The sequence below is a fragment of the Acinetobacter sp. ABJ_C1_1 genome (genome assembly GCF_044684115.1).
Classification (GTDB): domain Bacteria; phylum Pseudomonadota; class Gammaproteobacteria; order Pseudomonadales; family Moraxellaceae; genus Acinetobacter; species Acinetobacter nosocomialis_A.
Window position 1 is genome coordinate 113,849 of the sequence record NZ_JBITPU010000014.1, and the last position, 6,644, is coordinate 120,492.

The following is a 6,644-nucleotide window of genomic DNA, read 5'->3' on the forward strand; positions in this document are numbered from 1 at the left end:
TACATCTACTACAAATTTAAGATACGCTTAGGTACCAACCGTTTTTTATCAGTAATCTCAGCCAAACCTAAACAGCGCTCACCCGAAAAAACCAACACTTCTGCTTCTGCAGAATGATCAATATTGCTTTCTAAACCATTGCAAAAATATTTTTCCCGTCCTTCGGGAACCTGTATTTTTAAGAAATGATCAATTGGCGCATACACTGGTAGTAACAAAGCTTCTCTTTGCTCTTCCGTTAAGCTTTCTAAATATTCAATGGTGTAACTTGGGATTAATTCAAAATGCCCAGTTTGAATACGGTGAAGCATTGTCAAATGACCACCACAGCCAAGTGCTTCACCAATATCTTCACCTAACACACGAATATATGTTCCTTTAGAACAGGTTACATCCAGAGTGATACTATTTTCGGTAAACTCAATAAGCTCTAAAGCATAAATCGTAACTGGACGCGCTTCACGTTCAATCTCTATCCCTTTTCTGGCAAGCTCATATAATGGCTTACCCTCTTTTTTTAATGCCGAATACATCGGTGGAACTTGTTGAATATCACCTCTAAATTTTTCTAGAGTTTGCTCAATAAGCTCTTGGCTAAGAACAGGAACAGAACGTTCTTGTAAAATCTCGCCTTCTACATCGCCAGTTGTTGTAGTTTGTCCCAATCGAACAGTCGTTTGATAACGCTTTGTTGAGTCCAGCAAATAATGTGAAAACTTGGTCGCCTCTCCCAAACAGATAGGAAGTAAACCGGTCGCTAATGGATCTAATGCGCCAGTATGACCCGCCTTTTGGGCACGATACAGCCAACGCACTTTTTGCAAAGCGGCGTTTGAACTAAGCCCTAATGGTTTATTTAATAGAAATACACCACTGATATGGCGACGAGAAATTTTTTGATTTTTTGTCGTCATTTTTACTGGAACACAAAGCTAGAGAAAAGTGCCGACATGTTAGCAAATTCGACAAGATATTTTCACAATATTTAGGTGCCTTTTCACTTATTTTATGGCACATTAATGATCGAGTAAAAAAACAACAAATTAAAACTTAAGGAAGATATCTTTATGCAAAGGATGCAGAAAAAGATATGGTGGTGTGTGCTCGGATTTTTTATTTTGAGCCTCATTGCATGTGTATATTGGCTAAGCCCAGACTCAAAAAATACTTCACCTCGGCTCAATCAGGATGAGGCAAAAAGCTTAGCATCTACTCCTCAAACCACTTCAAACTCATCGTTAAGTGGAAATGCTTATTTAAGCCAAAGTCAACAAGATACCCAAGTTAACTGCCAGTTAAAAATTGATAGCTCTCAACATTTAGTTGTAAATAGTCAAACTCGGGACTGCTTTGAATATTTTATTACGCAGTATGGGGAATCCAATTTACAACAGGTTAAAACTCATTTTGATAAATTTATACAAGATCAGTATTTAGAACCAGCCCGTTCACAGATTATTGACTTGTGGACCCGTTATTTAAAATACCGCGAACAACTTGCACAAATTCAACCACCTCAATCTAAACAGCAAGATCAAAATTATTTTCAAAAGATTTTTAATTCAATTCAAGATATCAGAAAACGTTTCTTTTCTACCTCTGAAATTGAAGGACTCTTTTCAACAGAAGATATCTATCAGAACTACACGTTAGATCGTATGAAAATTTTAGAAGATTCATCTTTAAACGAAATTGAAAAAGCTAAAAAATTGAAAGAACGCTTTGAGCAACTACCACAAGACTGGCAACAAAATCTGCAAGAACTATCAAAACTTGATGACTTGCATACGCTGACTAAACAAATTAAAGCGCGTAATGGCTCAGCAGAGGAACTTCGGCAAATGCGTACAGCACTTGTTGGAGCCGAGGCAACGCAAAGATTAGAAACTTTAGATACACAGCGTAATGCTTGGCAACAGCGGGTTACAGGCTACTTAAATCAACGTGATGAAGTGCTGCATAGCAACATGAGCGATAGCGCTAAAAATCAAGCGATTCAACAACTCCGCCAACAACAATTTAACTCATCACAGGAACAACTTCGTCTTCAAACTTTTGAAAAAGTCCATGATCAAGGAGGTGAACTACCATTTAACTACTAGGCTTTTCTATTTTGAAGTTAGCCGAACCTTATCCAGCAGTAAAAGCTGCTGCTCATACAAAATAAAAATAGTGAGTAAAAAATGAAAAGGAACTTAATATTTTTCTGTGCTGCAATGCTCTCAGGACTGAGTGTTTCAGCAACCCATGCCACAAATGCCGAGCAAGTAAAAAGCTCATTTGTCTATTCGAATTATGCCCAAACCAAATATCCATTAGTTTTTAACCATGGTATGGCAGGTTTTAGCAGAGTTGGAACAGATACGCTTGGTCTCGATTATTGGTATCAGATTCTTCCTGACCTTGCTCGTAACGGAGGAAATGTCTGGGCAACAAGGGTTTCACCGTTTAACTCAACCGAAGTTCGCGGAGAACAACTTGCCCAACAAGTAGAAGAAATTATTGCTATTACTGGAAAGCCTAAAGTCAACTTGATCGGACATAGTCACGGGGGACCAACAGTTCGCTATGTCGCTGGTATCATGCCAGAGAAAGTTGCTTCACTTACTACTATCGGAGCACCTCACAAAGGATCTCCAATGGCAGATGTCATCCTGAACGTTGAGGGTACTCCTCTGTCCGGACTGGCAACATTAGTAAACTGGTTTTCAGCAGCGATTACTTGGGCAGAGGGCCTAGATCCAACCAGTTATCCGCATGACTCTTTAGCGGGCGCTCATAGTCTATCAACTCAAGGCTCAGCACAGTTTAATGCACAATTTCCTATGGGTGTTCCGACCACTTCTTGTGGTGAGGGTGCTTATCAAGAGAAAGGTATTTATATGTATTCCTTCTCTGGCAATAAGGCACTGACCAACCCATTAGATCCATTTGATATTGCATTAACAGGCAGCAGTCTGGTTGTCGACCCATTTGGGGATAATGATGGTCTAGTTTCTAGATGTAGCGCTAAATTTGGTAAAACTATTCGCGATGATTACAACTGGAATCATTTAGATGAAGTTAATCAAATCATGGGGATACGTTCTATTTTTGCAGCAGATCCTGTTTCGGTTTACCGTCAACATGCGAATCGTTTAAAACTTCAAGGACTATAATTTTTAAACAAAAAAATGCGCCAAAAGGCGCATTTTTTTACTCGGTATAAGCTTACGCTTTACGAGCTGGTAATTTTTCACGAATACGTGCAGCTTTACCAGACAAGTCACGGAGGTAGTAAAGTTTAGCACGACGAACGTCACCACGACGTTTCACTTCGATTTTAGCAACAACTGGTGAGTGAGTTTGGAATACACGCTCAACACCAACACCGCTAGAAATTTTACGTACTGTGAACGCAGAGTTCAAACCACGGTTTTTCTTAGCGATTACAACACCTTCAAATGCCTGAAGACGTTCACGGTCACCTTCTTTTACTTTAACTTGAACAACTACTGTATCACCAGGAGCAAATTCAGGAAGGTCAGTTTTTAACTGTGCATTTTCAACAGCTTGAACTAAAGGATGTTTACCACTCATTGTGGGAATCTCCATATGTGCGGAGTCAGAAGAGGTCTGATTTTCCGCTGGGGATAGAGGCTAAAGCGCATATCAACCCGTTTAACTTTCCCTTTACGACAACCGTAAAGAGCCTTAAGTACACATAAATCTATAAAGTAAAATAGACTTATGCTTCTAACTCGAAGCATTGCTTCTCGTCTTGTTGTAGAACTTTCGTTCCTGAGAATAACGGTTAAGAATTACCATCATTCTCTTATGTATCTTTGAGCCATTTCTTCTGCTGCTTAGTCAACTCTACTTTTTCTACCAACTCTGGTCGGCGTTCTAAAGTCCGTTGATATCGCTGCAAAAAGCGCCATTTTTCAATATTGGCATGGTGCCCTGATTTTAAAATTTCAGGAACATCCAACCCTTCAAACTGGTCTGGCTTAGTATATTGCGGACAATCCAGAAGACCATCTACAAAAGAATCCTGTATCGCTGATTGCTCATCTGACATTACATTCGGCAAACGGCGAATAATACTATCAAGCAACACCATGGCAGGTAGTTCACCGCCAGATAAAACATAATCCCCAATTGACCATTCCTGATCAACATAATGCTGGATTAAACGTTCATCGACACCTTCATAACGCCCACACAATACAATTAAGCCGTCATAATCAACAAACTGCTGTACTGCCTGTTCATTTAAAGTTTTGCCTTGTGGAGACATATACACCACAGGTACATGAACACACCCTGCTTGCGAAGCAAGTTGTTTGGCATGGTTAATTGCTTTTGCCAGCGGCTCAGCCATCATTACCATACCAGGACCACCACCAAATGGACGTTCATCCACTCTTCGGTAACTCCCTTCAGCAAAATCACGTGGATTAATACAAGTCACTTGCACAATGTCACGTTTTGCTGCGCGCCCGCTAATCCCGTAGGCTGTAATCGCTTCAAACATTTCAGGAAAAAGCGTAATGACTGCAAAAAACACCGCAGACTCCTCTATTTTCCTGCTGCGTTAATCCTCTAAAAAGGACTAATAATCTACGCCCCAATTGACGTAAATGCGACCAGCTTCAAGATCAACGCGTTGTACCACATCTTTATGCCAAGGAATCATGCGTTCTTCTGAATCAATGCTGTCTGGTGTAGCTCGTACAACCATCACGTCATTAGCTCCAGTTTCAAACAACTCATGAATTTGCCCTAAATTAACTTCCTGTTCATCATCATCAAGTCCTAACACTGTTAAGCCTTTTAAATCTGACCAGTAGTACTCATCTACATCTGCTTTTGGCAGTTGAGATTTAGCAATCCAGATATTAGCGCCAACCAAGCTTTCCGCACCAGTGCGATCACTCACACCTTTTAAAGCGACAACTAGGCCTTTGCCATGTGGTTTCCAACGTTTTACATCTATTGTTTGCCAACCGGCCTTGGTCTCAATGTACCAAGGCAAGTAGTCAAACATGTTGCTCATAGGTTCTGTATTGGAATACACCCAGAGCCACCCATTCAATCCATAAGCTGAACGTAACTGTCCAATCTGAATACGATCTTCGGGAACATTCTGTGTTGGTGTCATGGGCTACCTACTACAAGAAATTATGCAGTAGCTTTTTTAGCTTGAGCAGCTAAAGAAGCAACACGTTCTGAAGGTTGAGCACCTTGAGAAACCCAGTGAGCAAAACGGTCTGCATCTAAACGAAGTTTTTCTGCTTGACCTTGTGCAGTTGGGTTAAAGAAACCGATACGCTCGATGAAACGACCATCACGTGCATTGCGGCTATCAGTCACAACGATTTGATAGAATGGACGTTTTTTTGCGCCGCCACGTGCTAAACGAATAACAACCATGATAAAAGCCTTATAATTCTTACGGATTATCCCTGCGCCGACCATCGGCAACACTTCAAACCCCTTTCATAGAGGGCGACATTCTACGTGATTTTCACCCTGAAAGAAAGATTAAATTTTGAGTTATCCGCAGTTTTGAATTTAAATTTATTTGCCATCCCAATTCGAAGTTGCAGAAGGTACGCAAGCTGTACCACTGTTAATATCGGTTCCCTTTGTCCAACAACGCTCACCCCGATAATTTAAGACGATATGTCCATCTCCAGATTGTGGAGTATTTGCAATCGGTGTTGCAGTCAATATCCATGTTTCTGCATTTAAAGCCCCTGCCGTCACTGGAGTCAAATTTACTGAATAAAGAGCTGTGCCTTGTATAGGATAAGATGATCCGACACCTAAGGCTGAAGCTGTTGCTCCACTAACTCTTAAATTAGCTATTTTATAACGCTGAATCTGCATGGAAAGCTGTTGCAGCGTAGCTTGCATTTCCACACGCTTGGTACGGCGGATATATTCTTGGTAAGAGGGGTAAGCTATAGCTGCTAAAATCGCAATAATTGCTACAGCAATCATTAACTCAATTAAGGTAAAACCCTTTATTTTATTTACCACGTCTCAGCTCCAGTGCCACAAGTTATATAAGTAACATTGCTAGTGGCTTTATTTTTACAACGTAATCCGTTACTACCAAACAAATAAGTAAAATTATTAGGATCGGAAGCCTCTGCTCGAATCACCCAGTTTTGCCCTAAAGCTGTAGGATCTGTTAAGGGTTTCGTTGTATCGTCACCATCGCGTACCGTTATTTTATATTTAATAGCACTACCAGTCGCTCCCATAGGCAAATTTACAGGTGATGTAGCACCCATAGAAAAGCCTTTGTAATTAAAATTTCTAGCTTTTTGACGAGCAAGTTGTACTGCGATCTGTTGCATTTGCTGCTGTGCACGCGAAGCATCAGCACGCAAAACATAGGCCTGATATGAAGGGATTGCTACTGCCGCAAAAATAGCAACAATCACGACCACAACCATTAGCTCAATAAGAGTGAAGCCCAAAGAATACGTGAATTTACGTTTCATCACCTATCCTTTCCTAACGGACATACCAGCGCTGTGGTATTAAACACATTTTGCTACTACTAGAGGCAATAATACCGCCGATAGTGGTGACACCACGGTTACCCATATTTACACAATAGTTCTTATTATTAGTACTTCCATTACCGT

9 protein-coding genes are annotated in these 6,644 nt (G+C 40.6%); 2 read left to right on the forward strand and 7 right to left on the reverse strand.

Annotated elements, in window-relative coordinates; genetic code table 11:
- Positions 1-8: 8 nt before the first annotated feature.
- Complete coding sequence (truB, locus tag ACG59Z_RS15185) at positions 9-914, reverse strand: tRNA pseudouridine(55) synthase TruB (RefSeq protein WP_311086515.1); 906 nt, start codon at positions 912-914, stop codon at positions 9-11.
- A gap of 153 nt (positions 915-1,067) precedes the next feature.
- Between truB and ACG59Z_RS15190 the strand changes: the two genes are divergently transcribed.
- Both ACG59Z_RS15190 and ACG59Z_RS15195 read left to right on the forward strand, forming a co-directional pair.
- Complete coding sequence (locus ACG59Z_RS15190) at positions 1,068-2,102, forward strand: lipase secretion chaperone (protein WP_400200086.1); 1,035 nt, start codon at positions 1,068-1,070, stop codon at positions 2,100-2,102.
- Between the two features lie 114 nt (positions 2,103-2,216).
- Positions 2,217-3,158: a triacylglycerol lipase gene (locus ACG59Z_RS15195; protein WP_263614929.1), complete on the forward strand. Its 942-nt coding sequence runs from the start codon at positions 2,217-2,219 to the stop codon at positions 3,156-3,158.
- Between the two features lie 52 nt (positions 3,159-3,210).
- On the opposite strand, the gene rplS is transcribed toward ACG59Z_RS15195, so the two are convergent.
- The 6 genes from rplS to ACG59Z_RS15225 form a co-directional block, all read right to left on the reverse strand.
- Positions 3,211-3,579 carry a 50S ribosomal protein L19 gene (rplS, locus tag ACG59Z_RS15200; RefSeq protein ID WP_002051668.1) on the reverse strand — a complete coding sequence of 123 codons (369 nt, stop codon included), beginning with the start codon at positions 3,577-3,579 and terminating at the stop codon, positions 3,211-3,213.
- Between the two features lie 235 nt (positions 3,580-3,814).
- On the reverse strand, positions 3,815-4,549 hold the full coding sequence (gene trmD, locus ACG59Z_RS15205; protein ID WP_311086517.1) for a tRNA (guanosine(37)-N1)-methyltransferase TrmD: 735 nt from the start codon (positions 4,547-4,549) through the stop codon (positions 3,815-3,817).
- A gap of 45 nt (positions 4,550-4,594) precedes the next feature.
- Complete coding sequence (gene rimM, locus ACG59Z_RS15210) at positions 4,595-5,143, reverse strand: ribosome maturation factor RimM (RefSeq protein ID WP_311069787.1); 549 nt, start codon at positions 5,141-5,143, stop codon at positions 4,595-4,597.
- A gap of 20 nt (positions 5,144-5,163) precedes the next feature.
- Positions 5,164-5,415 carry a 30S ribosomal protein S16 gene (gene rpsP, locus ACG59Z_RS15215; RefSeq protein WP_000260334.1) on the reverse strand — a complete coding sequence of 84 codons (252 nt, stop codon included), beginning with the start codon at positions 5,413-5,415 and terminating at the stop codon, positions 5,164-5,166.
- 147 nt (positions 5,416-5,562) lie between these two features.
- Positions 5,563-6,027, reverse strand: a complete 465-nt coding sequence (locus ACG59Z_RS15220) for a type IV pilin protein (protein WP_311086518.1) — start codon at positions 6,025-6,027, stop codon at positions 5,563-5,565.
- Positions 6,021-6,497, reverse strand: a complete 477-nt coding sequence (locus ACG59Z_RS15225) for a type IV pilin protein (RefSeq protein ID WP_311086519.1) — start codon at positions 6,495-6,497, stop codon at positions 6,021-6,023. The genes ACG59Z_RS15220 and ACG59Z_RS15225 overlap by 7 nt, the downstream gene beginning before the upstream one ends.
- Between the last annotated feature and the right edge of the window lie 147 nt (positions 6,498-6,644).